Source organism: Sphingomonas aerophila (assembly GCF_014199305.1).
Classification (GTDB): domain Bacteria; phylum Pseudomonadota; class Alphaproteobacteria; order Sphingomonadales; family Sphingomonadaceae; genus Sphingomonas; species Sphingomonas aerophila.
In genome coordinates this window covers 1-26,266 of sequence record NZ_JACIJK010000020.1, presented here as the reverse complement: position 1 = coordinate 26,266, position 26,266 = coordinate 1, and the positions used below count along the sequence as shown (strand labels likewise).

General features: G+C 60.5%; 29 protein-coding genes and 1 tRNA gene. 15 read left to right on the top strand and 15 right to left on the bottom strand.

The features are described from left to right. On the bottom strand, positions 1-228 hold a 228-nt coding region (locus tag FHS94_RS18670; protein WP_184060745.1), incomplete at its 3' end, for a hypothetical protein. Between the two features lie 115 nt (positions 229-343). Then, complete coding sequence (locus tag FHS94_RS18665; RefSeq protein ID WP_184060743.1) at positions 344-1,351, bottom strand: LacI family DNA-binding transcriptional regulator; 1,008 nt, start codon at positions 1,349-1,351, stop codon at positions 344-346. A gap of 567 nt (positions 1,352-1,918) precedes the next feature. On the opposite strand from FHS94_RS18665, the gene FHS94_RS19255 reads away from it, so the two are divergent. From FHS94_RS19255 to FHS94_RS18640, 6 genes are all read left to right on the top strand, one after another. Further along, positions 1,919-2,134 (top strand): hypothetical protein, encoded by a 216-nt coding sequence (locus FHS94_RS19255; RefSeq protein WP_221234898.1) that lies wholly within the window; start codon positions 1,919-1,921, stop codon positions 2,132-2,134. 121 nt (positions 2,135-2,255) lie between these two features. Next, the gene (locus FHS94_RS18660) at positions 2,256-2,519 is read left to right on the top strand and encodes a hypothetical protein (protein ID WP_184060741.1); all 264 of its coding nucleotides are present in this window, start codon (positions 2,256-2,258) and stop codon (positions 2,517-2,519) included. Positions 2,520-2,589: 70 nt separating this feature from the next. After that, on the top strand, positions 2,590-2,886 hold the full coding sequence (locus tag FHS94_RS18655) for a hypothetical protein (RefSeq protein ID WP_221234897.1): 297 nt from the start codon (positions 2,590-2,592) through the stop codon (positions 2,884-2,886). 1,073 nt (positions 2,887-3,959) lie between these two features. After that, positions 3,960-4,601, top strand: coding sequence for a hypothetical protein (locus FHS94_RS18650; protein WP_221234896.1), 642 nt, complete (start codon positions 3,960-3,962; stop codon positions 4,599-4,601). A 534-nt stretch (positions 4,602-5,135) separates the two neighbouring features. Next, positions 5,136-5,333 carry a hypothetical protein gene (locus tag FHS94_RS18645; protein ID WP_184060735.1) on the top strand — a complete coding sequence of 66 codons (198 nt, stop codon included), beginning with the start codon at positions 5,136-5,138 and terminating at the stop codon, positions 5,331-5,333. A 426-nt stretch (positions 5,334-5,759) separates the two neighbouring features. Next, positions 5,760-5,912, top strand: coding sequence for a hypothetical protein (locus tag FHS94_RS18640; protein WP_184060733.1), 153 nt, complete (start codon positions 5,760-5,762; stop codon positions 5,910-5,912). 166 nt (positions 5,913-6,078) lie between these two features. Here the strand turns inward: FHS94_RS18640 and FHS94_RS18635 are convergent, their stop codons facing one another. From FHS94_RS18635 to FHS94_RS18625, 3 genes are all read right to left on the bottom strand, one after another. Continuing rightward, on the bottom strand, positions 6,079-7,113 hold the full coding sequence (locus FHS94_RS18635; protein WP_246349045.1) for a sensor histidine kinase: 1,035 nt from the start codon (positions 7,111-7,113) through the stop codon (positions 6,079-6,081). 180 nt (positions 7,114-7,293) lie between these two features. Further along, on the bottom strand, positions 7,294-7,533 hold the full coding sequence (locus FHS94_RS18630) for a DUF6894 family protein (protein WP_184060731.1): 240 nt from the start codon (positions 7,531-7,533) through the stop codon (positions 7,294-7,296). 530 nt (positions 7,534-8,063) lie between these two features. Continuing rightward, entirely contained in the window at positions 8,064-8,840 is a 777-nt protein-coding gene (locus FHS94_RS18625; RefSeq protein WP_184060729.1) for a Crp/Fnr family transcriptional regulator, read from the bottom strand. Between the two features lie 363 nt (positions 8,841-9,203). Here FHS94_RS18625 and FHS94_RS19985 point away from each other — a divergent pair, with 363 nt between their 5' ends. Next, positions 9,204-9,518: a DUF6894 family protein gene (locus tag FHS94_RS19985; RefSeq protein WP_425506201.1), complete on the top strand. Its 315-nt coding sequence runs from the start codon at positions 9,204-9,206 to the stop codon at positions 9,516-9,518. Here FHS94_RS19985 and FHS94_RS18620 read toward each other — a convergent pair. Beyond that, on the bottom strand, positions 9,466-9,819 hold the full coding sequence (locus FHS94_RS18620) for a response regulator (protein WP_184060727.1): 354 nt from the start codon (positions 9,817-9,819) through the stop codon (positions 9,466-9,468). The genes FHS94_RS19985 and FHS94_RS18620 overlap by 53 nt on opposite strands. Before the next feature lie 109 nt (positions 9,820-9,928). Next, the gene (locus FHS94_RS18615) at positions 9,929-10,237 is read right to left on the bottom strand and encodes a hypothetical protein (RefSeq protein WP_184060725.1); all 309 of its coding nucleotides are present in this window, start codon (positions 10,235-10,237) and stop codon (positions 9,929-9,931) included. A 178-nt stretch (positions 10,238-10,415) separates the two neighbouring features. On the opposite strand from FHS94_RS18615, the gene FHS94_RS18610 reads away from it, so the two are divergent. Continuing rightward, entirely contained in the window at positions 10,416-11,138 is a 723-nt protein-coding gene (locus FHS94_RS18610) for a Crp/Fnr family transcriptional regulator (RefSeq protein WP_184060723.1), read from the top strand. Between the two features lie 20 nt (positions 11,139-11,158). Here FHS94_RS18610 and FHS94_RS18605 read toward each other — a convergent pair whose 3' ends face one another. Next, positions 11,159-11,908, bottom strand: coding sequence for a Crp/Fnr family transcriptional regulator (locus FHS94_RS18605; RefSeq protein ID WP_184060721.1), 750 nt, complete (start codon positions 11,906-11,908; stop codon positions 11,159-11,161). 355 nt (positions 11,909-12,263) lie between these two features. On the opposite strand from FHS94_RS18605, the gene FHS94_RS18600 reads away from it, so the two are divergent. Further along, positions 12,264-14,312, top strand: coding sequence for a PAS domain S-box protein (locus FHS94_RS18600; protein WP_184060719.1), 2,049 nt, complete (start codon positions 12,264-12,266; stop codon positions 14,310-14,312). A gap of 27 nt (positions 14,313-14,339) precedes the next feature. Here FHS94_RS18600 and FHS94_RS18595 read toward each other — a convergent pair whose 3' ends face one another. Then, positions 14,340-14,738 carry a BLUF domain-containing protein gene (locus FHS94_RS18595; protein ID WP_221234895.1) on the bottom strand — a complete coding sequence of 133 codons (399 nt, stop codon included), beginning with the start codon at positions 14,736-14,738 and terminating at the stop codon, positions 14,340-14,342. A gap of 262 nt (positions 14,739-15,000) precedes the next feature. Here FHS94_RS18595 and FHS94_RS18590 point away from each other — a divergent pair, with 262 nt between their 5' ends. Then, positions 15,001-15,474 carry a hypothetical protein gene (locus FHS94_RS18590; protein ID WP_184060715.1) on the top strand — a complete coding sequence of 158 codons (474 nt, stop codon included), beginning with the start codon at positions 15,001-15,003 and terminating at the stop codon, positions 15,472-15,474. 1,066 nt (positions 15,475-16,540) lie between these two features. Then, entirely contained in the window at positions 16,541-16,726 is a 186-nt protein-coding gene (locus FHS94_RS18585) for a hypothetical protein (RefSeq protein WP_184060713.1), read from the top strand. 53 nt (positions 16,727-16,779) lie between these two features. On the opposite strand, the gene FHS94_RS18580 is transcribed toward FHS94_RS18585, so the two are convergent. Continuing rightward, positions 16,780-17,241 carry an acyl carrier protein gene (locus FHS94_RS18580; RefSeq protein WP_184060711.1) on the bottom strand — a complete coding sequence of 154 codons (462 nt, stop codon included), beginning with the start codon at positions 17,239-17,241 and terminating at the stop codon, positions 16,780-16,782. A gap of 300 nt (positions 17,242-17,541) precedes the next feature. Then, entirely contained in the window at positions 17,542-17,670 is a 129-nt protein-coding gene (locus tag FHS94_RS19755; protein ID WP_281396946.1) for a hypothetical protein, read from the bottom strand. A gap of 246 nt (positions 17,671-17,916) precedes the next feature. Between FHS94_RS19755 and FHS94_RS18575 the strand changes: the two genes are divergently transcribed. Both FHS94_RS18575 and FHS94_RS18570 read left to right on the top strand, forming a co-directional pair. After that, positions 17,917-18,996 (top strand): AAA family ATPase, encoded by a 1,080-nt coding sequence (locus FHS94_RS18575; RefSeq protein ID WP_221234894.1) that lies wholly within the window; start codon positions 17,917-17,919, stop codon positions 18,994-18,996. After that, complete coding sequence (locus FHS94_RS18570) at positions 18,989-21,235, top strand: S8 family serine peptidase (RefSeq protein WP_184060707.1); 2,247 nt, start codon at positions 18,989-18,991, stop codon at positions 21,233-21,235. The genes FHS94_RS18575 and FHS94_RS18570 overlap by 8 nt, the downstream gene beginning before the upstream one ends. A gap of 862 nt (positions 21,236-22,097) precedes the next feature. Here the strand turns inward: FHS94_RS18570 and FHS94_RS18565 are convergent. From FHS94_RS18565 to FHS94_RS18555, 3 genes are all read right to left on the bottom strand, one after another. Then, the gene (locus tag FHS94_RS18565) at positions 22,098-22,769 is read right to left on the bottom strand and encodes a hypothetical protein (protein ID WP_184060705.1); all 672 of its coding nucleotides are present in this window, start codon (positions 22,767-22,769) and stop codon (positions 22,098-22,100) included. Beyond that, positions 22,766-23,287 (bottom strand): RNA polymerase sigma factor, encoded by a 522-nt coding sequence (locus FHS94_RS18560; RefSeq protein WP_221234893.1) that lies wholly within the window; start codon positions 23,285-23,287, stop codon positions 22,766-22,768. The genes FHS94_RS18565 and FHS94_RS18560 overlap by 4 nt, the downstream gene beginning before the upstream one ends. A gap of 257 nt (positions 23,288-23,544) precedes the next feature. Then, positions 23,545-24,156 (bottom strand): helix-turn-helix domain-containing protein, encoded by a 612-nt coding sequence (locus FHS94_RS18555; RefSeq protein ID WP_184060701.1) that lies wholly within the window; start codon positions 24,154-24,156, stop codon positions 23,545-23,547. A gap of 117 nt (positions 24,157-24,273) precedes the next feature. Between FHS94_RS18555 and FHS94_RS18550 the strand changes: the two genes are divergently transcribed. Continuing rightward, positions 24,274-24,468, top strand: coding sequence for a hypothetical protein (locus tag FHS94_RS18550; RefSeq protein ID WP_184060699.1), 195 nt, complete (start codon positions 24,274-24,276; stop codon positions 24,466-24,468). Positions 24,469-24,496: 28 nt separating this feature from the next. Next, a complete protein-coding gene (locus tag FHS94_RS19980) occupies positions 24,497-26,215 on the top strand; it encodes a recombinase family protein (protein WP_425506202.1) in 1,719 nt (572 codons plus the stop codon). Here FHS94_RS19980 and FHS94_RS18535 read toward each other — a convergent pair. Beyond that, positions 26,172-26,248: transfer RNA gene (locus tag FHS94_RS18535), tRNA-Met, on the bottom strand. The genes FHS94_RS19980 and FHS94_RS18535 overlap by 44 nt on opposite strands. Between the last annotated feature and the right edge of the window lie 18 nt (positions 26,249-26,266).

Sequence of the window (26,266 nt, the reverse complement as noted above, 5' to 3'; positions counted from 1 at the left end):
GACGGCCCAACTTGCGTCTTCGGGCATCTGTGTACCCCGGGCGATGGTCACCCGAAGGATATCGTCCGTCAGCGCGGTCACGCGCACGACATTGTCGCCCTGGCGCGTTTCCATCCCGCCGGCGCGCGCGATGATGCCCGTCGCCTGCGCCGCGGCCGGTGCAATCACGGTCGGCGCTGCCAGCGCCAGCACGCCCGCAGCGCCCAACAACCAAGTCCGATGTGCCATACAGCCTCCTCCTGTCGCTCGAACCTGTTTCGGCCCGATACGATGAATGTAATCGATTACTCTGTAGCGGCAGGCGCGCGACCCGGTCAATGACGCCGGCGCGGAAGGCGGCTTTTTAGGCTGACTGACGCCGCACTAATTCCAACGGTATTTGCGCAGATGCTGTGATCTCACCCGAGATGCGTCGGAATAGGAGATCCAGAATAGTGTCTGCCGCCAAGGTAAGATCCTGCCGGATAGTGGTCAGCGCCGGCATCGCATTAGCAGCCAGGCTGACATCGTCATAACCTACCACGGACACCTCGTCGGGTACGCGCCGCCCCTCGTTGGTCAGCGCCCGGATTACTCCGAGTGCGATCACATCGGACGCGGAAACCACTGCATCAATATCTGGTACGGCGACGAGCGCCTGATGCAAGGACGGAGAACGCGGATCAAAGGCAAGCGGAACGGGGATGTGCGGACCAGGCTCGACGCCCATATTCGCATGGGCTTGGAGATAACCGTCGTAGCGGGCGGCCAACTCGGGAATGTCCGTCATACCGGCGAAGGCGATGCGGCGTTTGCCTGAATGCAGAAGGTGCTCGGTCGCAAGCTGCCCGCCCAGCCTGTTGTCAGTGCCCACACAGCAATAATCCAGCCCAGCGCCGCTAGCCTCACCCCAGACGACCAGCGGCTTATAGCTGCGGCCGACATGGTGAAGCACCGCTTCCTGGTCGGACTGGCACAGCACCACGATCCCATCCACGCGCCCGCTTCGCGACAGGTTGGCGAGCCAGTTTGGGTCGTGCGGCGTCACTGCGGAAAGCAACATGGCGTGATCGCGCCGGGCGAGCCCGTCCATCAGGTTGCCGATCAGCGCGGTGTAGAAGGGATCCGAGACTCGTTGCGCGCTCTCGTGACCCAGTGGAATTACTACCCCGATGGACTGCGTCCTGCCGGTGCGGAGATTGCGGGCGGTCTGGTTTATCTGGAACCCATGGTCCTGCGCGATTTGCAGAACCTTGCGGCGAGTGACCTGGCTTACGCTCGCCTGGCCGGACAAGGCACGCGACACGGTTGCCGGCGTAACACCCGCAATTGCCGCAATGTCGGCCAAGGTTTTGACCTGGGTCGTACTCATTCTCATCGGGACATAGGCTACGTCGCAACCTTTGCTCAAGTCAGGCTAAGGTCGGTGATCCGTTCCACGCCAGGAACGAGTAAGCTGGTTGGCCACTTCGCCCGTGGGTTGGCTCGATGACGCACCTGCTCAACAAAGTCCGCTACGGAGAGGTGATGATGCCGGCTGTCGCTTATGAGGCCGGGGATGGCGCTTCCACTCTGACGTGGTCGTTGCAGAACTTAGGAGTTTCGAAACACGACGGCTGTCCCGAAACTCCATCTCTCCTTCCCAATTTCGAGAAAAAGCAATCGGGAACAGATTTTGGGAAAACGGCCTCGCTGAGGGCCGAGGGGCCCTACCCTAGCTAGGCGGCTGTCTCGCCGAACCTTCCTTTGTGGGACTGCCGCTCCCACCCATGGTGACTAAGTCGATTGCGGCTGTTGAGGGTATCACATGGGCATCGCGCCCAATCCGATACGCGCACGCGCGCCCATTCCCCTGCTCTTCGGAGGGATGATCCGCCGCGGTTGCGACGTTTGCTAGCGCCTAATTGCCGTCACCATCGCGCGCCTCTAATAATTGGCAATGGAGTTTGCCGGCACCTTGGGCGTCATTGTCGCAATCGTCTGTGCGGGGTTGATCGGATTCAGTATCTCAAACGGACAAGTGCCGGCCCGGGGATTGCACCGTCCGCCTATCAATCGCCGAGAGGAGCCGATTTGGTTCTGGTTCACCATCCTGACCTACGCCGTTGGCAGCATCGCGGGAACAGCAGGAGCAATAAGTTTTTGGATGAGCTGAGCTTCGTTTCGCACTCGTGGCAACTGTCGCGCGGTGTTCGCTCTCGCCCACGGTCCGGCGTTCCCGGACCGCAGAGCACTTCTTGATTGCGGACGTTCGTTAAGAAGGCCAAGCTTATCGCATGACGTGGAAACGACTTGCCCTCGCCTACTTGCTGGGTTTCGTCGCTCTCCCGGTCGGCTACTACCTAAGCAAGGCGGCCTTTACCTGGTGGTACATGCGTACTGACCCTCATGGCGACGGACAGGTCGGTTTGTCTATCTTCGTCGGCGGTTTGTTCATGGCGCTAATCTGCGGGTTCGTGACGTTCGGGGCCGTCTTGATCCAAGGCCACCAGCGTCGTTACCGGCCAATCCGCTTTCCGCCCAAAGCCGGACAGTCCTAAAATAGCATCCCAATCGGGACGGCAGCTCTCGTTTGTTGCGGAGGTTGCAGCCCAGCGTTACGCAATGGCCATGCGCGCCGTCTTGTTAGCTGCCCTGCTAATTGCCGGTTGTTCCTCAAGCACGACCTTCGATCAGACACGCTGGCAAAGCGCCGATCTCGACGGCCGCGTTCGCGCCGACATGTTCCCCGACTTTCTTCATCGCCATCCTTTGAAAGGTATGGCGCGGAGCCAAGTTGAAGCACTGCTTGGGCCGCCTACCCCCACTGACAAGTGGGCTGGAACGGACATGATTTACGTGTTGGGCAACGACGGCAGCATGTTCCCGATCGACAACGAGTGGCTGCTAATCAAGCTGGATTGCTAGCAACGTGTGAAGTCGTTTAGGCGGGTCGTCGATTGAGGCTCAACGACTGCTGTCTACCCACACCCGGCCGGTCCCAAAATAGCATCCCAATCGGGACGGCTTCGTTCCGGCCCGCTTTCGAAGCGGCCCTTAAGCTAGCGCCCAACTGTGGTCATTGCTCGCTAATCACGATGCTGGCACATCAACTCCGGTGAGCAACGGCGAGTACGAGTGGGTTCCCGAGAAGCCGAGCGTTAAACAGCGGGTGGTCGCGGGCGCCTTGCTGATCGCGCTGCTAGTTTCGTTTGCCAGTGACGTAGCGGGTTGGGGTCTTTTCGGAGGTCACGACAGGCAAGTAGCTGCAGCGGTTACAATTCTGACCTTGTTCGTATTCGCCCGCTTTATGCCAAGCGCCAGGCGCCGGTCATGATGTCTGGTTCCGCCCAGATTGAGCCATTCCCACGCGCTTTGGCGCTGCCTGGAAGCAGTCACCTATTCACAATCGCGACGGAGAGGTTCGAACATGGTCGACTGTGAAATGGGGCTTTCCCGAGGTTCCAAAATCGTGAGCTGGCGCTCGAAGTAACGGTGAGCGTCTCTGATGAGACCCACGCGATTGAGGCGTTCGCTTCGAGATAGTGAGAGGCAGCTACGCACGTCGGGAGGTACCAGTCCGGCATCCATGAAGGGCGCACCGTCACCATAATGGAAGGTACACCGCCAACGATCAGCTTTTCGACTTGAGCAATCCGACGTCCGTTGGGAGAAGGTTGCGACGAAAGCACGGCTCGATCGGTATCGAGGAACACCGCAACACCCATTCCCCAGACCGGGAGAGTGGCCGCGGAGGATAGAGCGGCGGCAAGAATAAGGCTGAAAGCGACCTGGTTTGTGCGCCTCATACCCACGACAATAGACGTAGGGGCAATGCCCGCAAGCGGTCGAATCCGTTGAAAAGACGCCGGGCGGCTCCACGCCAATCCAAGCGGTCCCAGAACACCATCCCAATCGGGACGGCAGTTCTCCGCCAAATTTCAGACATTCGTCCGATCCGTGACGTTGCGTCAGCAAGCTCAGACCGTCACCCTGCGAAGGTGACTAACCAAGTGTCCTCTCTAGCGGGTCAGCGTGTTCGCGAAGCGGTTGAAGAGCTGTACCGCACATTCGAGGCCCCACCGCCATCCGCGATTGAAGGCTGCCCATGCTGCATTTCGACGCGCGGGACCGATGTCCTGCTCACAACACCGCTGCGCCAAATCGCAGGGCAGGCGCTCTGGCGCTACGTGTCTGGCGCGTTCCTGACCATTGGAGACAAGGCGGACTTCCGTTACCTGCTGCCTCGCATCCTCGACGTATCAGTCTCTGATCCGGGGAATGCCAACGACCCCGAGATCGTGCTGGGCAAGCTCGCTCTCGCCGAGTGGCGCTCATGGGCACTGGATGAGCAGCGTACGATCGAAAGCTTCGTCGGTGCGTGGTTTGACCAGGCACTCGAAGGTGATCTGGCCGAAGCGGACGTGGGCTACATAGGAATGGATGCGGAAAGTGTGCTCTGTGGAGCGGCGCGGGCTGCGATACCGATACGGCCGTGGCTACTCCGATTGTCTGCTCCGGACGCGGCCCCATTGCTGGCCGAGATGCAGCGGCGCTGGCCGGGCAATATGTCGCCCTTCTGGGAGTTCGCGCCTGAGGGCTTAAAGGAGATGTCCACGATCCTGTCGCAAGGGCGCGCTTAGGTCAGCCTTCCATCCAACGTCGAACAGTCCCGAAATAGCATCCCAATTGGGACGGCAGCTCGTGCACAGTCTTAGCATTCGAGGCTGGCGTTCCGCTTCCATTCGCGGGATCGCTGAAAATCTTGGATGGGTGAGCGGGGATAAGGGATTGTCACGGCGGCTAAACGGAACCTCGGCACTTTACATCGGCCTACTTATTCCTGGATCAATTTTGGCTTATGCGGGCCTCCTCTGGGTTGGCGCCTCCGGGCGAGGCTGGCGCACGCAAGTTGCCGCTGCCGCGCTTGTCGCAGCGTGGCTCGCCTTGGCCATAGGTGGCCTTCACACTTGGGCGCTCGCTAAACTAGGCTCAACAGCGTCCGGACTTTCACGGACGGCATTCTTGCTGGGAGCTCTGCTCTTTTATGTAATCGCAGCCGTTTGGGGCGGGCGTATGCTGATTTAGGTGTTCAGTCCCGAAACAGCATCCGCAATGGGAACACGCCTCTGCTGATCGGACTGCCGTTCAGGGAGCTGGGATGCTATCAGCGAATGATGCTGACTACCCGGACCAAGCGTCGCGCCGACCAAGGCGCGCGTGCCCTTAAGCACGTTGCGACATTCTATGCAGAGGTTGCTGCGCTGCCCGATGAGGACCTTCTCGACCTTGCAGACATATTTGCCGGCGTAGCAGGTTCGACCATATCAGGGATCGCGGCCGAGGAGATGAACAAGCGGGGCATCAGCCTTTAGCTGCTGCTGGAGAGCCGCTTCGCACTTAACTGGCGAGCTTTCCCAGATCACCATCGAGACCGTGCAAACCCCAAGCGCGCTTTCACCAAGGTGGTATAAGTGCGCGCACCTTGCGCCGATGGTAATTGGTTTTGCGAGGACGATCCCCTGCGACACATGATTACCGACAACGTGCGCTGATCGCCACTCACGTCGAGTTTTTGAACAGTCTCCATCTCAATCGGGACAGCATTTCACCACCTCGATTGCCTTCCCTTGTGGGACGGCAACTCTCGCACAGTTGCGGGCGTCGACAGGGTAATGCAGCTTCGCCGCAAGCGGCGATGGGCACCTCGACCGCCAGCAAGTGAGCGACACGGGCGTACCCGAACCTGGCAGTTAACCGTTGTCCTTATACGCCTGCCATAGGCGCGCGAAGGACCGGTCATGACGATCAAGGAAGCCAACGAGCAGATTAACGATGCACCGGAGAACGAGCTGTCGTCCGGTGCGGGTGGCGAAGATGACGCGAGCACGGAAATCGAAGGCGACGACAGCCACCTGCACGATGATCAGAAGTCGCGTCCTCTCGGGGGCTGACAGGGCGGGAACAAAGCACTCCGCCTACCCATCCGGCTAGCCTTGAGGACGCGCCTGAACTGTACGCCAGGTTCCGCGGCTGGAGAGCGGCGTCATGAAGGTAGAGATGCGCCCCCATTCCGTCGTTGCTGCAGCGCCCGGTTCTCCGAAGGACCCGATCCCCCCGTTATGACGCTAGCCGGTCACGGTTCATGCGGAGGGTCACGATCAGTCCTTCCTTTGACCAATCATAGTCGATCGAGCCACCAAGCTGGCCAGCGACGCTTCGGCGGACAAGCTTGCTCCCGAAGCCCTCTTGTTTGTCAGGGGCCTCTACAATCGGCCCACCTCGTTCCAGCCAGGTAAGGACCACCTCGTTCTCTTCTGCGGCGCTGGACACGTCCAACGTTCCGGTGCCGATAGAGAGCGCGCCATACTTCATCGAGTTCGTTGCCAGCTCGTGAATTGTTAGGGCAAGGCCCGTCGCTGCGGCCTCACCGACCCCCATACGTTCTACAGCGACGCGGATCCTTCCTTTGAAGGCACCCATGTCGTCGTAGGGCGCGAGAAGGACGGACAGCAGGTCACCGAGCAGGGTTGCGTCGCCTTGGCCGTTTGGGAGCGGCCGAACCAGATCATGGGCGCGCCCGAGTGCAGTGAGCCTCTCCGTGAGTTCAAGTGCCATGTCCTGTGTGCTGGCCGTGGCCCGTGACGTGATTGCGGTCAGCCCGGCCGCGATTGTAAGCAGGTTCTTGACCCGGTGGCTCATCTCGCCGGCGAGAAGCTCATTTCCTTCCTCGGCCCGCTTACGTCCTGTGACGTCCAGGAAGATGCCGAACATGGTACGCCCGACAATGCCGACATCCTCTCCCTGCCCGCGGGCTGCAATCCAGCGCACCTCGTCGCCAAACATAATGCGGAAGTCGGTCTCGTAGCGCCCGAGAACAGCACGTGTTGCCGCAAACGCCGATCGCACGCGGTCGCGGTCGGCGGGATGGATATGGGCGGATAGCTCTTCGAAGGTGACCGTGTCGCGCCACGGCATACCCCAGAGCTCAAAACCCTGCCCGTCCATGGTGAACAGGTCAGTGTCGACGTTCCATGCCCACAACGCGACGCCCGCTGCCGTGACAGCCAGACGGAGATGTTCGGGCTGCCATTCATGGGCCTTCGGCGTTGAGAGAGGCAGGTCAGTGTCCTTCGGGTAAGCGCCTTTAAACAATCTTTAGGCGAGCGCGGGCTTGGTTGCGAATGTCCGTGCTGCGATCCATCGCGGCGAAAGCACCACGGCCTCGATACTTGAAGAAAGCAACCGCGCCGGCTTTCGCGGCCAGGCACATACTACGTATTGGTCGAGCGGACGTCATCTTACGGTTAGGCGAATATCGGGCGAAGCGCCTCGTCAGGGTTGCAGCTGCATCACGTCACCGAAACACACCTCATGGAGCAATCGTCCATCCTCTCCCGTGATCTCGATGCGATGCCGTTGTGAGATGGGCCGACCAGCCAGGATGTCTTCGGCGATCAGCTCTCGTGCACCCTGAACGGCATTTAGCGTGGCGGTCTCCAGGTCGGGCAGTTCACATCCTTCAGTGTCGAAAGCCCGAGAGCTATTGAACACGTGGAGGTAAAATCGGGTCATCTGATGCTCCCGCAACCGAACACGCTCTACAACGTGCGCTTAATTTGTAGTGGCCCTGTTCGGAATGATGCGTAACTTATGTTTTGGTATCCAAGTGAGGCAGGCCTCAGGGTCGGAAAAGATCATCGCCTGCGTTTACGCGCAAAGACGTGGAAGAGGGTCGGTCTGGATTTCTATACACGGGCTGGAGCCGCTGGCGCCAGGTTCGGACGGATCAACGCTGCAATCGCGCTTTATGCCTATGCGGACAAAGGCAGGCTTAGCCACGATCATGCGATTGGCGACATCAACGCTGCCCGGGTGCTCGCACATGATTATTTCGAAGATCAGGCAAGCTGATGCTGAAGCTTGGCAGCCTTAGTCTGCCAGTTCTCCGCGTCCTTTACTGAAACCTCGAAGCCACGAGTTGCGAAGGTGGAGGTCTCTCGGTGTGAAAGGGCAGTCGATGGCAGAACGATGGCGACGCTTTCCCGCGTGACACCCTTCAACAAACGCGAAGAAGCCGCCTAGGCGGGCAGGTCCTACCTCGCTCATTGTATTCGCAAGGTACCGGCTCCCGGCATGCCGGTGCCGCGAACAGCCGGAGAGGTAACCGGCCTGACAGTCGTCAGCCTCGCCTGGTGGCGTTCTGCGACGCCGTATCCACCGGCTGCAAGCGCCATCAGCGCCGGAAGGCTTAGTATCGTGATAAGCCCGCGCCGGGCGGAGATCAGGCCGTCCCCTTCCATCTCGTGCAAGGCCGCGGTCACGCCGCTCCGCTGAACACCTACCATGGTGGCCATGTACTCATGGGTAAGCGGAAGCCGGTCAGATCGCATGCGATCGCGGTACATCAGCAGCCACCTGGCCAGTCGCTGGCTGAGCCGCTGCCTTGTGTTGCTGATCAGGCCCTCCGAAACCTGGACCAGTTTCACCTGAACGGCCCGAAGCAGTACGCGCCGAAGCTCGGCATCCTGGGCAAGGATCTGACGCAGGGCGCTTGCCCCGATCTGTACTCCCGTGAGCTGGTCCGCCTGAACGATGATGCGGTAGGGCCAACTCTCGCTTTCGAGCACGATCGGAGTGCCGCAAAAGCTCTCCGGTCCAGCAAGGGCAATCTCGGTGCTGTAGTTAGGCCCGGGCTTGAAAATCGAAGCGACGCCACTTTCGATGAAGAGCACACTGGCGATGGGCTGATCCGCCTCGCTGATCACCTCGCCCTTCTGCAGCGTAACGCGCGAGCAGCGCGGTGCCATTCGGTTCAGTGTGGCTTCCGGAAGGATCGCCAGCAGGTCGTTCCCGCCCCACAGCAGAGAGCTAGCGTCCATCGCGTGTTTCCTGATCGCTATCGGATCTTGCAGGTCAGCTTGGCAGCAAATCAACAATAAGCAATGTCGATTGTTATAGAGCCGGTTGGCTCGAAACCGAGATCGCGGCAAGCGCTTGGCCTGCCGATGCCCTCACCAAAAAACACCGTAGACGATACGGCGACCGCGCTCGTCGCCTCACATGGAACAGGGGCTGAGCAAGTAGGACCCGCCAGATTGCTCAAAACAGAAATAGCGTTTGAACATTAACCAGCGTTCAAAATCAGGTGCGCGATCCGGGCTAGACCAGCGTTGCCGTCGATCACTGCCACGCGCCTCGACAGCCTAAACACAGAGCGTGCTCTTCTCGTCAGGAGCCAGCCAATGCAGCGCTACTTCTTCAATCTCGCGGATGATTCGTACCCGGTAGACCTGCAAGGGACCGAGTTTCTCAGCCTCGATGATGCCAGAGCTGAGGCGGTGCGCTTTGTCAGCGAGGTCTTTCGCGAACGGCCCGAGCTTGCCTCACCCAAGGGCGAGCTGCGGGTCGAGGTGACCGACCCGAACCGAGCGTTGGTCTTCACGCTCGTGACAGCCGCAATCGGCGCGTCAGCCCTGCCCGCCGGGAGCGTGGTAGCCACAGACGCTAGCCGTGCGAGATCGCAGCCTCAAAGGCCCTCACTGCCTGGTCTGAGTTAATCGGCTTGGTCAGGAGGGCATCGGGCGAACGACATTGGTCGCAGGCATCAGGGTTGGCGGTGATGAACACGGTCGGGATGCCTCCCAGCCGCGATTTGATCTCAGCGACTGCGCGTGGCCCCGTCCCCTCCAGAAGCTGGATGTCGGAGGTGATCACCCGAGGTGGGTGTTCTACCGCCAGGGCCACGGCATCCTGTTCGGTTGCGGCAAACGCGAAGGAGGTGGCTCCAGCTTCCTCCAGGAGGTCCTGCAGCAGCATGGCGATCATGGGCTCATCCTCGATGATCAGGACATGGCACATGATCTTTTCCTGTGGCCGTCGTTAGTTAACCAACATAGGCCATGGTGGGTCCCGCACCTAGCCGCTTTTGTGGGACCGCAGACAAAGGTGAAATTAGGCGCTTCCTGCCTCAGGGCACCGGGCGAAGCGGCGTCGGGCTGTCCTCACCGTCCTCACTATCATAGCTCAAGGACCGCTCGATGGCAGTGAGTAGCGTGTGACCATGCCACATCGGCGCGCCATCCCCGTCAGCCGCTTCGGCAAGGTCGACCTGGACGCTGTTCGCGGTTTCGACAATTTCCATCGCGTCGTCGACGCTGATGACCGATCGCTCGATCAGCCCGTGGATCAGGCTTTCGACCAGCAGCAGCGCAGCATGGCCGTGCGCGTCAGGCATGGGCGACGTTGCCGTCCGCCAGCTGTTGTCATTGTCTGGCATGATGCGCCTCTCGTACAGGCGAGAGTTCCTGAACTCTCAGCCGCCGGCGCCTGAATGGACATGTCGACGATGCAGATAGCCGTACAGCGTTCGGGGTCACGTTCCCACAACCTACAACAACATTGGGCAATGTCGGGTAGCAATGTTCTTGGTTGCTGATCAACGATAGAACCCCGCCATGGTCAACCGTTTTGTCGAAAAAATGAGCGGCTTGGCCGATCTGACAGCCAGCGATGTCGCCGCGCTTGAAGCCGCCACAGCGAAGTCGCATCGCTATGCAGCACGAAAAGATCTGATCCGCGAGGGTGACGAGACTGGCCCGATGTTCGTGGTGCTGGAAGGGTGGCTCTGCCGCTACAAGATCCTGCCCAACGGCACACGCCAGATTATGGCGTTCCTGATGCCCGGGGATGCCTGCGATCTTAATATCAAGCTCCTGGCTGAGATGGACCACAGTATCCAGGCTCTCACGCCCGCACACGTTGCCCGGGTGGCGCGAGCCGACATGCAGGCCATGATGGATAAGCATCCCAACATCGCTCGGGCAATGTACACAGCTCAGCTGGTCGATGAGGGGATTATGCGGGCGTGGATCGTCAGCATGGGACGACGCACCTCGACCGAGCGCGTGGCCCACCTCATCTGCGAATTATATCTGCGAGCCCGCAGTATCGGCCTGACCCACGACGATGAATTCGCGCTGCCGCTCTCGCAGCTCGTCCTTGCCGACGCGCTCGGGATGACGTCGGTGCACATTAATCGGGTGCTCAAGGTTCTGCGGTTAACAGGCGCGATGGGGCTCAGCCGGGGCAGCGTCACGATCATGGACCCGGCCAAGCTCGTCAACATTGCAGGGTTCGACGAAAACTACCTGCATCGTCGCTTGCGGCCAACCAACTGACCGCTGCCGAAGATACGGGTCTATCTGGACCTGGCTTCTCGCAAAGTAGCCAGGGTCACCGGGGGCTCGAACTCGCCGACCGACATGAGCAGGTCCAGGTCCAGCACGTGGACGTGACGGGCTCTGAGATCGGCGATACCAGCCTTGCGCAGGGCCTTGAGCACCCGATTGGTGTGTACCGGTGTGAGCCCTACGGTGTCGGCGAGTTGCTCCTGGTTGACGGGCAGATCGTAGGAGTGTCGCGAGCCGAGCTGTGCCTCCTCCATTCGGTAGCCCATCTCGCAGAAAAGATGGGCGATCCTAGCGGTCGCGTTCATGCGGCCAAGCCTTACAGCCCATGCTTTCAGGGCCGCAGCATCAGCCGCCGTGTCGCGCCAGAATGCCAGGGCGATGGCCGGAAACGTGACCGCAATTTCCTTGAGCGCGTTATGAGGCAGGTCCACGACAACGGCGTCTGTGATCGCAGCGACGCCAGAGCCCGCCATGGGGGACACAACGGAATGAAGGTCACACACGTCGCCCGCGATATGCAGGGCGGTGTTGGCTTTCCTGCCGTCCTGTAGACGATCGAAACGCACAAGGAGTCCGTCGGCTACAAGGTAAGACTTGGTGGTTACATTGCCCGGCCTCACGATCTCCCGGTTCCGCGCGACGCCGCGGGCCAGACCAGGAAGCGCGAGCACCGCTTTCTGCTCTTCTTCGTTCAGGTCCGAATGCAGCCTGAGCCGTCGGACAAAGGCTGACAACGCCCGGTCTTCCACTGCTCCCATTGCGGTTCCTGACTATACGCGAGGACACCGCCTTTCTGACGTGCCGCAGCAAATCATAGTGACTTAGCAACCGCCGCTCGCAACACAGGTTAATGTGTTGCCGGCACGACTCTACTCGGCGATCTGATCTTCCTAGACTAGTGGGTAACTACGTCGCCTCTCTCGATGCTCCCGCGAGTTGCCAATTTGAAGTGAGGCGAGCCCTACGAGGCAGCGTCCTGTGGTGCGGTAAGTTCGCCCGCAATGCGCGTATTCTCATGCTGGTTGATAGCGTCGCGAGTGCTAGGGCCACGCAGCGGTGCGGCTCCTTCCTTGGGACAGGCGCTTGTCCGCTGACGGAAGGACGTCTGGCTTCATGCCCGTTCGTGATGATCTTGGTCGACTGAATGTAGATTTTCGTTCTCTTTTCGATACCTCGCCGACTGCATTTCTCGTCGTAGCGCCTCCCGACTGGACCATTGTCGCCGTCAACGATGCCCGGCTGGCAGTCACAGGCGGTTCGCGAGAAGAGCAGGTTGGCCAGCGCCTGTTCGACCTGTTTCCCGACGATCCAAGCGACCCAGAAGCAAGCGGGGTCAGAAATCTGACCGCCTCATTCCAGCGCGTGATCGCGACCGGTCAGGCCGACAAGATGGCGGTGCAGCGGTATGACCTGCGGGATGCCGACGGTCAGTTCACCGAGCGTTGGTGGAGCCCGCTCAATACGCCGGTGCTGGACGACCAGGGCAGCGTGACCTTGATCATCCACCGGGTGGAAGAGATCACGGAACTCGTTCGGCTGCGCGGCGAAGCTGGCATCAGTCAGCAGCTTGCCTATGACCAGCAGGCGGTCATTGCTCGCCTTTCAGCCTCTGAGGCGGCTTTGCAGGAAAGCGAGGCCCGCTTCCGCAACATGGCCGAGCGGCTGGAGCATGAGGTCAGCGAGCGGACAGCCGAGCGCAATCGTGTTTGGGAGATGAGCCGGGAGCTACTGGCCATCATCGGTTTCGATGGGCAGCTCAGGGCCATTAACCCGGCCTGGACCGCTACCCTCGGGTACGATGCGGCAACGCTGATCGACCTTCGCTCCCGTGATCAGGTTCATCCCGATGACCTGCCAGGGGTCCGGGCGATGTTCGACAGCTTGGTCAATGGCGAGACCGTGGAGCGCTTCGAGAGCCGCCTGCGCCATGCCGATGGCTCCTGGCGCTGGATCTCGTGGACGCTCGTCCCCGAAGGTGACGCTTTCTACGCGGTTGGCCGTAACGTGACCGCGGAGAGGGAGGCTGCCGAGGAGCTAGAGCAGGCGCAGGAAGCCTTGCGGCAAAGCCAGAAGATGGAGGCCATGGGCAGCCTGACGGGCGGCGTCGCGCACGACTTCAACAATCTTCTCACCCCTATCGTTGGCTCGCTCGACCTGCTGCAGCGCAAAGGCGTGGGCGGTGAGCGGGAGCAGCGACTGATCGCGGGTGCCATCCAGGCGGCTGATCGGGCCAGGACGCTGGTCCAGCGCCTGCTCGCCTTTGCCCGTCGACAACCGCTCAAACCTGTCGCGGTCGATGTCGGCGAGCTTGTTAGAAGCATGGCCGATCTGCTTGCCAGCACAACCGGACCTCAGGTGCGTGTGGTCGTGGACGTGGCCGACGACCTTCCGCCTGCCAAAGCCGACCCGAACCAGCTTGAGATGGCCCTTCTCAACCTTGGCGTAAACGCTCGTGATGCCATGCCGGATGGCGGCACGCTCAGGATCAGCGCGACACGCCAGAGCGTCCGCGCTTCAACCAGCAATCTCAAGGTCGGGCACTATGTTCGACTGTCCGTCGCCGACACAGGCGAAGGTATGGATGACGAAACGCTCGCACGTGCGATCGAGCCCTTCTTCTCGACGAAGGGCATCGGCAAGGGAACAGGGCTCGGATTGTCGATGGCACATGGGCTGGCCGCGCAACTCGGCGGTGCGCTCACCATCCAAAGTCGGCCGGGCCTCGGCACCAATGTCGAGCTCTGGTTGCTGCTAAGTGCAGTCTCGGTCGACCTGCAGGAGCCTACAGGTATAGCGGCTGATCTGGGTCAGAAGAGCGGGTTGGTTTTGCTGGTCGACGATGAGGACGTGGTCCGGGCGAGTGCAGCCGACATGCTGGAGGAGCTGGGCTACCACGTACAGCAGGCGATATCCGGCGAGGCGGCGATAGATCTTGTCGCAAAGGGGATGGTCCCTGACCTGCTCGTCACCGACCACCTCATGCCCGGCATGACCGGGGTAGACCTGATCGGGGCGCTTCGGGAAACGCTCCCCGACCTGCCAGCACTCATCGTCTCTGGCTACGCAGAGGTGGAAGGTATCGCTCCGGGCATCCCACGCCTAACAAAGCCCTTCCGCGGCGCAGAGCTGGCCGAGGCCCTTGCTGGGCTAGTGCCCAGGTAACGCGGAGCCTCTCGTTTCAGCGGTCCCTCATCCACCAATTGCCAGAGCGATTTCGTGCAAGCGCTGAGCGGCTTTCGTGCGCTCGCCTCGCGCAAAGCCCACCAGAAAGGCGGTGCCATGGGTACTTGCCTCATCATCACCTACCAGGCGCATCGACCAGGTTCCAAACTGCCGGGACAAGACCTCGCGATCAAACAATAGCTCGATGTCGGTATGCCTCCGATCGGTCCGGATACGGTCCATTGTCAGTCCGACCGCGTCGGAGTTGCCTTCGATGACCTGTGCGAAGCTCGAACCATCTGCCCATAGCATTCCGGTTACGTCGACCTCGGTGTTCCATCTGATCGACGATGAGAGAATGGCAGCCATTCCCTCTGGCTCGGCGCCGATCAGCGACCTGCTGACGTAGATAATTCGGCGGATCATCTGACCTGAACGCGCGACCATACGCTACGGATCATCGAAAAGGTCCGTCCTGAAACTCGACCGTCGTTTGCCTGAGCAGGACGATTCTCGTCACTCTCGACGTCTCGCCCGCTATCCCAAAATAGCATCCCAATCGGGACTTCTAGCGCGGCCGGAAGCGACCAATCCGTGTTGTTTACGACCTGTGGGGCTGATCGCGATGCGGACGTTCGTTGGCTAAGCCTAGTTGCCGAAGTGACAAGCAGGTGCGAGGCACCAGACTATGAATAGCATGATCCAGCGACGCCTTGCTTTGTGTGGAGCTGCGCTAGCGTTGATCATCGTTGATAGCTTTTGGTTCTACGAAGAGATGATTGCACCCAATGCAACGATCACGCACGTCGGCCTCGACTTTTTCGAACTAATCCTTCCCAAAGCAAAGCGCGCCGCTAGGCTCCGTGCCGGAAAGTGGGACGTGAGCCCACTTCTCGACCCTGAGAAGAGCCCATTCGGGTTTGTTAGCTTGGAACCAGAAGGTACCTACGGCCAAGCCATATTGTCGATCCGTGCCTTGAAGGCGCAACATGTTTGCAACGTTCTGATTAGGGACGCCGGAAAAGAAGAAGGCAAGCTCTACTTCTCTGACAGAGCTGAAGACGCCTTAAGAATTCCCTCTCTCAGCCTTTGCGGCATCTCCTTTGGGCATGGTGGGTTTTCTGGCAAGCTATCATCTGATGGTCCGATTCACATCGGATAAGCTGGCACCTTCAAGCTCAGAACGGCTGCAGGAGAGCGCTATGCTGACCCTGAGTCTACGAGAAGGACATGATAGCCGTAAGCTGCCCTTCCGCCTCCCACTCCAACCCGGACCGTCCCAAAACAGCATCCCAATTGGGACGATCCTTCGCCTGGCGCCACCAAAGCGGCCCTTCCGCTCTCGCCCAATCATGGCCGTCTGGGTAGCCAAGCGGAACTACCGAAAGCAGCCACTCATTCAGCGTATTCTAGCGTCAAACTTGTATCGGTTGCCAGGAATATGGATCTACCGATCAATACCTATCTGACCGGCCTCAGTAGGTTAGGAGGTTGCTTCCTGTCAGGTGCAAAGAACAGCGCGCCTGTTGAGGCAACGGTGAAGAGCAGGTAGCAAAAAGTGCCGGACCTTCCCTTGCTCAAGCAAAACCCATCCCGAGTAAAGCTATAGGTTCCTTCGCTTGCATCCATTGGAGCAGTGATAAGGAAAGAGCCGTCCGGTCTAAACGCGATGATAGTAGTCTGGCTATAGGCTCCGTCCTCAGACAAAGAGGCGTATTCGAAAGCCTTCCCTTGAAGTTTCGCCTGAATGTTCATCGTACCAACAATCTGTGTGTATACGGGCGTCTCGGCTTGCGAACAGCTGATCTGCGTCAGACCTCCGCAAAGAAGGGCAGCCACCCAGCAGCTTGATGGTCTCATTGAGCGTCTCCGTCGAGCGCACTAGCCTGGCTGATCGAGGACACTGCTACTTCGAAAGCAAGCGGCTAGGCTGCCCAATATCCCCCTTAGCTGCATAAGTGGAACCGTCCAGGGTTCGGCGGCAACGTACCGTAAGGCACCTATCGGCAGTTACCCGTTTAAAGCGGACGGACTGCAAGCCACCGAAAGCGGGCATCCGCTTGCCCACCTCACCGAACCGGGTAGGCTGGCCCGCTCTGTTCCGATGACTGCTTTCGCAGACTATCAGCCAGTCCGGGCAATTAGGCAAAACCCGGAAAGCCGACTAACATTCACGGCCTTAGCAGGTCGGCGTTGCAACGTGAGCCAGCCGAGCAGTAGACTCCTGCATGCCCATCAGCATATTGGATCTGGTCGCAGCCGTTGCAGTGTTGATAGGCATTCCGGCTTCTCTTGTCCTGATCGCTCGACGCAGTAAGCAGGCCGCGCTCTGGTTCGCCGCTGGCATTCTTTGCTTCGTTGTGGGCGGGAGCGCCATCGAGAAGCTTGTGACCGGCGCCTCCGGACTGTTTTGATTGGGCGGGAGTCGCCCAATTGCGGCCTTACCGTCCTGTATAACGGATCGCTGTCAGCGGACCTTCGTGGCGTCCGTAGGCCAAGCCCCTTTTTGGACTACCTGCGACAGCCCTTCGATCGTAAGATGGCGCTTCGGCTTGGCTGGAAACAGCCAGCCAGCGCAAAGCCGAAATCCGAAGAACGCCAACACGCCGAGTAGCCCTCCCATGTGGGTCGAGAGATCGAAGTATATGGCGGTCCACACCGCCAGCGCTGTTGACGGGATCATTGATGCGAGACTCAAGAGGAACCCTCGCAGCGAGCCGCCTTCGTTGTGGAAGAACTCCGTCCATTGCTCATTGAGCGCCGAGAAGTCCGTTCCGAAGCGCTCATGAAGCCGCTGGAACAGGTCGGATGCGTCATCGCCATCTATGCCTAAATCATGGCTGATCCTGGCCGTAGGGCTGAGCCGAGCTACCGGGATGCCGTGATCATCATGCAAAAGTTCAGTTATCGCGGCGAGCGCGTCGTCCATGTTCCGACTATAGCGAACTAGAGAGCGTCCACTATAGGCATCGACATCACGAAAGCGGCCTGTCGGCAAACCACCCAGAGTCGGACATTGCGGGTATCAGGTGGGTACGGCGCCCAACCTGGCCGTGGTGGAGCCCCGTTTCCCACGCCTTTCGGCAACCATGGCGGAGGGGTGATCCGCCGCTGTTCAACTCGGTGTGCTTGCCCTGACCTCGCCGCATCGCTACTGAAACGGAGCCGGCTCGAACCGCCAAGCTGAACCGGCTCCGAGATGCTGCCACTAACGCGGCAGATCCATACCTTAGCGCTTCTTCGGTGGCTTCGTCGCTCCCGGCCGCTTGATCGTCTCCACCACGTAGGTGGAGGCGTTCCGGCGTGCCGTCGGGACCGTAGCGAAGCGACCGGTCCGCGCATTGCGTCCAATCTTCATCGTACTTCTCCTAGCCAGTTTATCCTGGCCCGTGACGCCCAAGGGACGACCTTGGACGAGCCCATTTGGAGCAGCAGCCAGCCGAAAAGCAACCCCCAAAATTTGCGGGTGGACTAGAACGGACTGGTTGCCGAACAAACTAGTCCACTCTATACGGCTCGGAAACGGGGCAGAATGCGCCTTGTACGGCACGGGGTGATTGTGAGCACGGACGATAAAACCAACTTTCTGTCAGAACTAGTCCACTTGGCACGCATTGCCCTCGGGGGTGAGCAGCGAGAAGTGGAGGGCTACGTGCGCCGGGTCGCCCGCTCGGTAGCTAAGACTAACTCGGAAGTCGCAGATCAACTGCGTGCTTTGGTGACGGCCGCGGCAAGTGCGCGAGCGGACGAGGCGGCAACTCGGTCAGCGGGCTCGCGCCTTATTCCGGTGGATGCTGAAAGCCGCCTTGACCTGCTTCGGGTCGAGCCTGTTCCCACCGTGCCTCACGGGCCATTGTTGACGGCGTCGGTGGCCGAGCAGATTGAGCAAGTTTTGTTGGAGCGTGAGCACGTCCAAGACTTGTTGAGTGCTGGCCTTGAGCCATCGCGAACTCTGTTGTTTACCGGCCCACCTGGTGTGGGAAAGACGTTAACAGCCCATTGGATCGCTCAGAGGCTAAATAAACCACTTATCACGTTAGACTTAGCTAGCGTTATGAGTAGCTTCCTTGGGAAGACCGGCGCCAATCTGAAAAATGTTCTCGATTATGCGAAGTCACAGGACTGCGTCCTTCTACTCGACGAATTCGACTCAGTAGCAAAAAGACGAAACGACGACTCGGAAGTCGGAGAGCTGAAGAGGCTTGTGACTGTCATTCTGCAGGAGATAGACCTTTGGCCCTCGAAAAGCCTTCTGGTCGCCGCTACCAATCATGGCGAGCTTCTTGACCCGGCCGTGTGGCGCAGATTTGATCTCGTCATTGAGTTCCCGATTCCAGTCGCCTCGCAGATAAGGGATCTGATCAGCCGTGAAGTCGGCGATGACTTAGGGCCCGCTTGGCAGACAGCGCTTGCCAGTTTGTACGAAGGGAGATCGTTCAGCGATGTGGCTCGCCATCTACGCAATATCCGACGTCACTCCCTGCTGACAAAGCAGTCGCTGCCTGACCGACTTGTCCAGAGCATTGAGGGTGAACTCAAGAACCTCTCCAAAGTGGATCTAAAAAAGGTCAGCGTTAATCTTGAGCTTGCGGGTCTGTCTCAGCGACAAATCTCAGATTTGACGGGGCTTTCCAGAGATACAATTCGCCGGGCGCGATCAGCAGAGGAATCGAACAGTGGTTGATCCGATCAATTACCTTATCGGCCGTGGTGAGACTCTAGTGCAGCCGATCAAGCTCGCATCTGGTGGCGGAGAAAAAGCGCATCCGTATAGCTTCGATGAAGCGCTAGCGAGATTGCAGCCTGAACTTGAGAAGGTGAGCGAAGCCATAGAGGCCTTGCCCGACTTGGCATGCCCGAACGGCGAAGCAGTGATCTCGCTGACGTTGCATCCGAGCTATCTGGCGAAGACCTATCATCCGACCCGGTTGTTAAATGAGCTTGGTTTGCGTCAGGTCGGCAGCCGAGAGCAGCGCGTTCTCCCGCAGAAATGGACTCAGAAGGAGGCACCAACCGAGCCACTCGTCGCGCCGGAACTGTTCATTGCCGGCAACCGGAAGCGATTAGCCTCCTTCGGACGGTTGGTACGCGCAGCCGGCGAGGGAGGTGTTCATGATGATTTTCGAAAGATCGAGCATCTGAAGCCTCTTGGGCTTGAACGTGTCGGCCGGATATCGGGCGATGAAAGCATGCCACCGCTCGAGATTGTTCTGCACGCCGACTCATCCGAGGTGTGGGGCGACGATGTCCTTCGTGGGTTTTACCAGTGGTGCCGTGATCTGGGGATTGATGCTGATTTCAGCCGGCGCCAGCAGGTTGGTGGTCTAGCATTTCTTGGGTTTCATGCCCCGAGGCAGGCAATTGTGGAAATGGCGCAATTCACCTTCTTAAGAGCTGTCCGCCGAATGGCTCAGCTATCGTTCCGAGACGGTGAAATGCGGGCGAGCCCCACTGCGGAGACCTTCCCGGTGCGGTTTGTTGATGAAGACCCGGTCGACACAGAATTGCGGGTCGCCATCTTCGATGGTGGCCTTCCTGCTGAGCACCCGTTCCCTTCGTGCGTTGTCGGCAGAGAGGCGCCTGGCGTGACTGCCCCTACGCCCGCAGGGCTTCGGCACGGCCTTCAGGTGACTAGCGCTCTACTATATGGGCCCCTAGCCGAAGGTGAGTTGCCGCCGACTCCGTACGCTGCAGTGGACCACTGGCGAGTGCTTGACGAAGATGGTGACGATTTTGAGCTGATGACTACGCTCGATCGGATCATGGATGTTCTTGAGCAGAACACGTATGAAGTCGTGAGCCTGTCGATCGGTCCCGATGAGGCGTTATTCGATGATGACGTTCACGTGTGGACATCGCGCCTCGACCAATTTGCGGCTTCGGGAAAAACGCTAATCATCTCTGCCGCTGGGAACAACGGCTCGATGGACGTTGATACCGGCCTTTGTAGGATCCAGCCTGCCTCGGACGGCGTCAATGTTCTGGCAGTCGGCGCTGCGGATCAATCTGGCGAGAGTTGGGCTCGAGCGGGATACAGCGCGCGAGGCCCAGGACGAAGCCCTGGCTTAGTCAAGCCTGACATTCTGGCTTTTGGAGGCTCGGAAGACGAGCCGTTCTTTACAGCCGATGCGATCGGAATTGCTCGAGGCGTGACTGGGACCAGTTTTGCAGCACCTGCTGCAGCGCGGCTCGGCTTGGGCCTAAAAGCCCTTTTCGGCTCGCAGCTCTCGCCGTTGGCGGTGAAGGCTCTGTTAGTCCATCACGCAGCCTGCGACGAGCATTCGCAGCTCGATGTTGGCTGGGGACGTGTACCCTCCCAACTTGATGACGTGGCTACTTGCCTTCCCGGCGAGGCCACAGTCGTGTACCAAGGGGTTCTAGAACCGGCCCGCTATCGCCGTTTCCTTCTGCCGGTGCCAACTGATGGCTTTGGCGGGACCGTAACTCTCCGCGCCACCTTCGTTACAGCCACGGCCGTGGATCCTGAAGACGCGATCAATTATACACGCACAGGTGTGGGTATCACCTTTCGACCGAAAACAACCGGACATCCGGGCTATACCACTTTCAAAGGAGTGACCAAAGAGCGGGCTGCTCACCAGAGCAAAGCATTCTTTGGGAAATCGGCTTTGTTTGAGACGGAGCAGACACTTCGAGATGACGCCCAGCGCTGGGAAGCCACCCTCAAGGCCTCCCACTCGTACCGGCCGTCGACACTGGACCAGCCCGTGTTCGATATAGAGCATCTAGCTCGGGCGAACGGACAGGCTGCCCCGCGAGGAGAGGCGGTCCAATACGCCCTTATCGTTACGATTGCTGAGCGGGGTTCGAACAACCTCTACAATCGAATTGTGCGATCCTATGCTGGGCGATTGCAGACGATGAGACCTCAGGTTGAAATCCCGATCCGGACCAGGAGCTGATCTATTTTGTGCACGCGCAGGGTATCGCGCGGGTACGGGCGCTCTGCTGAGATACTTTGTCGGCCCCTTTTCAAGGTGTAAGGTAAACCTCGGCGGAGGGGTTCTCCGTCGCGCTCGCTCGCTCGCCATCCCCCAACGCGGCCAGATGGTTGTGTTTCGAACGGCGTCGGGTAGTGCAGCGAGACCCCGAAGCTCGGAGGTGCTGATGCTTACAACGTTGCTATTTGCGACCGCCGCTACTGCCCTTGCGCCTGCTGCTACCGCGGCAGACGTTGCCCGATGTGTCATCACAGCGGCTAATAAGCTCAGCGCATCAGGCCACGAGCCCCAGATCGCCGCGAGGAAAGCGGTTGAAATCTGCGAGCCAGAGATCGCCCAGTACTCGGCGGAACGTGACGCCCTGGTCACCAAGGAAGCCGGATACGCACCGCCAGCTTCCAACAGTGCCCAATGGAGAAGAGCTGTGACGGACGGAATGGAGCAGATGGCGTTGCGCTCTATTCAGGCGGCCCGTAATCAGCGGTAGAGAGCCGGCGTACCTTCGTCCGCTCGCAAAGCCTGAGCAGAGCGGGTATCAAACGGGTATCTGGTCCAATCTTGCCTCTGACGGCCACGTATTTGCGTCAGCTTTCGCGACCATGGCGGATCGAATGTCCGCCTGGTTGTCAGGTCCGTTCACGCCCAAACCTGGACGCTCAAGCGACTGATCCGAGTGATCGAAGGTAGCCATTCATTCAGCCGGGTTTTCCGTCTCTCCGTCTCCGAGCAGAAGACTCGGGAACGAGGGTGCCCTGCCCAATGTTCGCGCGGTTGGGTGGGGTCGCCGTCCCGTTGAGCGTTCCGCTTCGGGGAAAAACCGACGCTAGTCCGCCGCGAAGCGAGCAACCTCTTTGAGGCGTCGCTGCGCCTCGCGAAAGGCGCGCCCGGTCATCATGTCATCTATCCGCGTGGCGAGGTGCACTCGTCCGTTCCGGAAAGCCCAGCGGCGCAGCCCCCACGTTCCGGCCCATCCGACTACACCGCTCACCAAAGTCGTGATGAGCCACGCACTGGTTCCGATCGGAGCGAGCATGTCCGCGCCCCACAGCAGCCGGACGGCCACGGCCATGCATGGTAGCCACAGCACCCACCAGCTCGCGCCCAGCACCCAGCCCGATACGAGCTTGATCCGGTGCAGCCGGGCCATGTGTCCTTCGGTCTCGATGATCGGGGCGGCCACGTCGATCTGTTGCGCATGAGTGAGACCGGCTACTCCGAGGGCGATCATGCCTACCCCGAGGAGGTTGATAAGAAGCCCGCTGGCGAACAGAAGGCCCGGTTGTGCCAGTAGGTCGCTCCAGACCGTTCCTCCCGCCAGCGCGATGACGATGCCGGCACCGATCTGGACGATCTGCCACCTGCTGAGCGCGTCGACGCGGTGGCTGGCCTTGCGCGCGGCAATCGTGCCGGGAAGGGCCAGCACGCCGTTCCGATCTCCAAGTGCCGCCATTGCAGCCTTCAGCGAGTCGGCATCCATGATCAGCTCCTCCGTCATGCCAGCTCCCTCCGGAGTTTCTGTTTAATACGGTCTATGCGGGTGCCAACGGCACTCTCACCGATGCCGACGATCTCACCGATCTCGCGATGGCTGCGCTCGTCGAGGTAGAGCAGCAGAACTGCCCGATTAAGCGGGTCGAAGCGAGCCAGCGTCGCGTGCAGTGCTTCGAGCGCTTGATTTGCTTCGTGGTCCGGGTCTGTCGCAGCCACGGCGTCATGGTCACTGGTAAGCGGGGTCATGACCCGCCGCTCTCGATAAACTGAGCGTACACGCGACAACGCAACGTTGAGCGCCACGCGATACATCCATGTCGGAAAAGGCCGCGCGGCGTCATAGCGTGGCCACGCCGCCCACAGGTTAGCGAGTATGTCTTGCATCAGGTCGGCACGATCGTGAGGGTCGCGGGCATAAGCGGCTGCGACCTTGCGGACGATGCCGGCATGGTCGCGGATCAGTCCCGCAAACGGCTCGCCGTTTCTGATCCCCCCGCCCCTCATCGATTGCGACCCCTTCATCGTTCATGGGGTTGTTCGCAGGCGGGAGCGGTTCATCACAGGCCTGACTAGATTATTTCTCGCCGTTGAAATGTGGCAATCGCGACTCCTGACGATCTCCCCGATCGGCAATCCTTTTTGGGAAGAGCAGCGCCGCCCCGCAGTGTCGCCTTTCGCCAGCAGCCATCCCGAAAGCGGACAGTCCGCTCCCCACCCAAAAGCGGACCGGCTGCTCCCGGTGGCCCGTCAACCGGACCTCGCCCTGCGCCGCGGACCATTCAGTCTCCCTCGTAATCTCCGCCGTCACAAAGCAACGCGATCCACGGATTGCAGATCACCAACACCGGCGGGTCACCTCGCTTAGATGCGGGATTGAAGGCGAACACATTGGACCGCCGAAGCTGCGCCCGCTCGAGGCGTGAGAGCAGCGCGGCAGAAATGCCAGCGGCCTGCGCCGCTTCCACCAGCGTCATCCCCTTTTGCTCTCGCGCGAACCTGATCCGCTCGCCCAGCACAATGATTTGATCGCCTCGATCGCCTTCGAGGAAGGTTCGGTGGCGTCGGGACGCCTGCTCGGGCGGGATGCCGGCTAGCCGCCCTCCCCCCGGCATGTCGTTAACGAAATAGCGCTGGTCGACGCCGCTCAAGACGGGATGCGCGACATGCTCCCACCCAAGACCGAGAATGTCGAGCAAGGCGTCGAGTGTAGCAGGCCCCGGCCAGGCGGCACCACGCTCGATATCCGACAGGGTCTGTCGCGTGATCCCTGCCCGTGCCGCTACGTGCGCTTGGGTGCCAAACGGTTCGCCCTCGAGCTTGCCTTGGCGGTGACGTTTCAGGAAGTCGCCGAGATCAGCACGCAGCCGGACCGCGCCTCGCGGCAAAAGCATGCGGCTGGGGCGATCCGGCTGGGGCACAGCGCCACATCTACACGCCACGAAAATAGCTGAACAGCCCGATGTCGGGTTTTTGCAAGTGGCCCTTTCGGCCCATCCTACAAGGCCGTCATGGCCGATCTCGCCGCCTCGTATGATAGCAGCACCGACGAACCGCGCGTGTTTCTGACGGCGGTCGACGAGGCCCTGCTGCTCCTGCTGGCAAAGCGGCTCGCGCGTGCGCTGCTGCTGGAGGCGGAGGCCGATATGGCGACGGAGCCAGCGCAACCACGGCTTGATTCCGCGCAGACGGATTCGCACTCTTGAGTCTCCGCCCGCTGCAAGGTGCTGCCCGATGACCCACGCCGCCGTCGCCTATGGCCGCAAGAGCTTCGACGACCCCGACGAGCGGACGTCGTCGGTCGACGACCAGCAGCTGTTCGCGCAGAGCTATGCCGAGCGTTGCGGGCTGGATGTCATCGCCTTCCACGGCGACGATGGCATCACCGGTGCGACAATGGAGCGCCCTGGCCTACAGCAGATTCTTGAGCTTATCACGAGCGGTAAGGTCCGCCACCTCATCATCGAGGATGTCGATCGGCTGAGCCGTGACGCCGAGCATCTCCATTACATGGTCAAGCTGTTCCGCCTGCATCAGGTGGCGGTGCATACGGTAGTGGCGGGCAAGGTCGATGATCTCGTGCTGGCGTTCAAGGGCATCATCGGCGAGCAACAGCGGATGCGCATCGCCTATACGACCAGGCGGGGCCTGCGCGGCAAGGCGACGCGCGGCGGCGCGACCGGCGGTCGCGTGCTCGGCTACCGCCGCGTAATTACCGACGAGGATGCGCATGGACCCAAAATCGACCAGCTCGCGATCGACGACGAGCAGGCCGAACTCGTTCGTCGCATTTTCCGCCTGTACGCGGGTGGGTGGAGCCTGAAGCGGATTTGCAAAGCCCTCAACGCCGAAGGCATCCCCTCCCCGCGCGCCCGTGAGCGCGGCAAGTACAATGCCGGCGTCTGGAACCCCTCGACACTGTCGGGCGACGTGACGCTCGGCGAGGGCATCCTCAACAACGGGCTCTACATCGGTCGCCGGATCTTCAACCGCCGCACCTGGGTCGAGGTGCCCAACGAGCGCCGCGGTTTCTCGCGCCGCCCGCGCCTCAACGCCGAGGCGGAGTGGATCATCCGTGACGAGCCGCAACTGCGCATCATCGACCAGCCGCTGTGGGATGCGGTGAAGGTACGGCAAGCGGAAGCACGCACCGCGCGCGACGCGAAGTTCAAGCTGACCGGCAATCCGCTGAGCGGCGCGAAGCGTCCTGCCCACCTCCTGTCCGGACTGGTGACCTGCGGCGCGTGCGGCGCCCCGTTCCTGGCCACCGGCGCCGGGCGGTGGCGCTGCAAGGGTCACCGCACGGGGACATGCGACAACGGCTCGATCACCACCACTGAACTGGAAGCCCGCACGCTGGCGGGCATCCGTGAGCGGCTGCTGACCCCGGCGCTCATCAAGCGCTTCACGGCGCTCCTCCAGCAGGAACTCGCCGCCGCGGCGCAGGCTGGGAACGCCGAGCGCGCGCAGGCCGAACACGAGCTGGCGGAGACCCGCGCCCGTATCGCTAACCTCGTCACCCGGATCGAGGAGGACGAAGACGCCCCACGCGCGTTGACGACGCGGGTGAAGAACCTGGAAGCCGAAGAAAGCCGACTGGAGGAGATCATCGTTGCAACGCCAGCGTCGCAGGTCGTGCGGTTGCCAGCGAACTACGAGAGCCTGTACACGCGCGCGATCGCCGAGCTCGACGCACACCTCGCATCGGACGATGGCGGGAGCGCCCGGCAGGTCATCCGCCCGCTCATCGAGAAGATCGTAGTGCAGCCCGGCAGCGCGCGTGGCGGCAAGCGCCGTCCCATCCAGCTGCATGGTGACCTGTACCGGATGCTGGCATTTGCGGAAGAAGCATGCACGCCAAACGCACAACAGGCCCGTCTCGTGAGAGACGGGCCTGTTGTGACACCGTTGGTTGCGGGGACAGGATTTGAACCTGTGACCTTCAGGTTATGAGCCTGACGAGCTACCGGGCTGCTCCACCCCGCGCCAAGAGCCTTGTCAAAG

What these genes read in the sequence shown, in the direction of transcription:
- FHS94_RS18560 (WP_221234893.1), bottom strand. Translation starts at nt 23,287, where the DNA reads ATGAAGGGGTCGCAATCGATGAGGGGCGGGGGGATCAGAAACGGCGAG.
- FHS94_RS18645 (WP_184060735.1), top strand. Translation starts at nt 5,136, where the DNA reads ATGCTGACTACCCGGACCAAGCGTCGCGCCGACCAAGGCGCGCGTGCC.
- FHS94_RS19255 (WP_221234898.1), top strand. Translation starts at nt 1,919, where the DNA reads ATGGAGTTTGCCGGCACCTTGGGCGTCATTGTCGCAATCGTCTGTGCG.
- FHS94_RS19755 (WP_281396946.1), bottom strand. Translation starts at nt 17,670, where the DNA reads ATGAAGATTGGACGCAATGCGCGGACCGGTCGCTTCGCTACGGTCCCG.
- FHS94_RS18595 (WP_221234895.1), bottom strand. Translation starts at nt 14,738, where the DNA reads ATGATCCGCCGAATTATCTACGTCAGCAGGTCGCTGATCGGCGCCGAG.
- FHS94_RS18580 (WP_184060711.1), bottom strand. Translation starts at nt 17,241, where the DNA reads ATGGACGACGCGCTCGCCGCGATAACTGAACTTTTGCATGATGATCAC.
- FHS94_RS18550 (WP_184060699.1), top strand. Translation starts at nt 24,274, where the DNA reads ATGGCCGATCTCGCCGCCTCGTATGATAGCAGCACCGACGAACCGCGC.
- FHS94_RS18565 (WP_184060705.1), bottom strand. Translation starts at nt 22,769, where the DNA reads ATGACGGAGGAGCTGATCATGGATGCCGACTCGCTGAAGGCTGCAATG.
- FHS94_RS18630 (WP_184060731.1), bottom strand. Translation starts at nt 7,533, where the DNA reads ATGACCCGATTTTACCTCCACGTGTTCAATAGCTCTCGGGCTTTCGAC.
- FHS94_RS19985 (WP_425506201.1), top strand. Translation starts at nt 9,204, where the DNA reads ATGCAGCGCTACTTCTTCAATCTCGCGGATGATTCGTACCCGGTAGAC.
- FHS94_RS18625 (WP_184060729.1), bottom strand. Translation starts at nt 8,840, where the DNA reads ATGGACGCTAGCTCTCTGCTGTGGGGCGGGAACGACCTGCTGGCGATC.
- FHS94_RS18665 (WP_184060743.1), bottom strand. Translation starts at nt 1,351, where the DNA reads ATGAGTACGACCCAGGTCAAAACCTTGGCCGACATTGCGGCAATTGCG.
- FHS94_RS18610 (WP_184060723.1), top strand. Translation starts at nt 10,416, where the DNA reads ATGGTCAACCGTTTTGTCGAAAAAATGAGCGGCTTGGCCGATCTGACA.
- FHS94_RS18605 (WP_184060721.1), bottom strand. Translation starts at nt 11,908, where the DNA reads ATGGGAGCAGTGGAAGACCGGGCGTTGTCAGCCTTTGTCCGACGGCTC.
- FHS94_RS18620 (WP_184060727.1), bottom strand. Translation starts at nt 9,819, where the DNA reads ATGTGCCATGTCCTGATCATCGAGGATGAGCCCATGATCGCCATGCTG.
- FHS94_RS19980 (WP_425506202.1), top strand. Translation starts at nt 24,497, where the DNA reads ATGACCCACGCCGCCGTCGCCTATGGCCGCAAGAGCTTCGACGACCCC.
- FHS94_RS18585 (WP_184060713.1), top strand. Translation starts at nt 16,541, where the DNA reads ATGCCCATCAGCATATTGGATCTGGTCGCAGCCGTTGCAGTGTTGATA.
- FHS94_RS18555 (WP_184060701.1), bottom strand. Translation starts at nt 24,156, where the DNA reads ATGCTTTTGCCGCGAGGCGCGGTCCGGCTGCGTGCTGATCTCGGCGAC.
- FHS94_RS18615 (WP_184060725.1), bottom strand. Translation starts at nt 10,237, where the DNA reads ATGCCAGACAATGACAACAGCTGGCGGACGGCAACGTCGCCCATGCCT.
- FHS94_RS18655 (WP_221234897.1), top strand. Translation starts at nt 2,590, where the DNA reads ATGCGCGCCGTCTTGTTAGCTGCCCTGCTAATTGCCGGTTGTTCCTCA.
- FHS94_RS18600 (WP_184060719.1), top strand. Translation starts at nt 12,264, where the DNA reads ATGCCCGTTCGTGATGATCTTGGTCGACTGAATGTAGATTTTCGTTCT.
- FHS94_RS18590 (WP_184060715.1), top strand. Translation starts at nt 15,001, where the DNA reads ATGAATAGCATGATCCAGCGACGCCTTGCTTTGTGTGGAGCTGCGCTA.
- FHS94_RS18660 (WP_184060741.1), top strand. Translation starts at nt 2,256, where the DNA reads ATGACGTGGAAACGACTTGCCCTCGCCTACTTGCTGGGTTTCGTCGCT.
- FHS94_RS18640 (WP_184060733.1), top strand. Translation starts at nt 5,760, where the DNA reads ATGACGATCAAGGAAGCCAACGAGCAGATTAACGATGCACCGGAGAAC.